Annotated in this window: 1 protein-coding gene; it reads left to right on the plus strand. The window is 56.9% G+C overall.

Annotated features, from left to right (window positions below):
- A partial coding sequence (locus tag OO184_RS24955) for a hypothetical protein (RefSeq protein ID WP_265381456.1) occupies positions 1 to 592 on the plus strand: 592 nt, incomplete at both ends.

Consider the following 592-nt stretch of genomic DNA (forward strand, 5'->3'; position numbering starts at 1 on the left):
TTGTGGATGTGGCGCATCAACAGATTGAGAAAAAATCGACAGACAATGAGAAGCACCCGGAGTTTGCGTTGGATGTGGCGGCACTGGGCGGCATGTATGCCCATAAAATTAGGCTAATAGGCACCGAAACGGGGGTCGGTGTCCATAATGCCGGCAATATCGGGGCCTCAGCCGGGGACGTGCATATTACCGCCGATGGCTGGATAGAAAATCGCGGCGCCATCAGCAGCCGTGACGGGCTGCAATTAACGTCGTCTGCCGATGTCTCGAACACCGGCAAATTACTGTCACAATCGGCGGTGAATTTACAGGCCAAAGGGGCGTTAAAGAATCAGGGTCGGGTGGAAGCCCGCGGCGATACCACCGTCACCGCAGGCACCATACACAGCAGCCATGACAGCGTCTGGGCCGCCGGACTGGATGATAAGGGCAACACCACCCGCCCCGGTTCACTGACCCTGACCGCGCAACACGTTCAGGCCAATGGCAAAAATCTGGCGACCGACACGCTGGCTGTCCACAGTCAACAGATTGACCTGAGTAACAGCCAAACCGCAGCCAGTCAGATTCAACTGACCGCCAGTCAATCGGG

The organism is Photorhabdus aballayi, assembly GCF_026153155.1.
Lineage (GTDB): Bacteria > Pseudomonadota > Gammaproteobacteria > Enterobacterales > Enterobacteriaceae > Photorhabdus > Photorhabdus luminescens.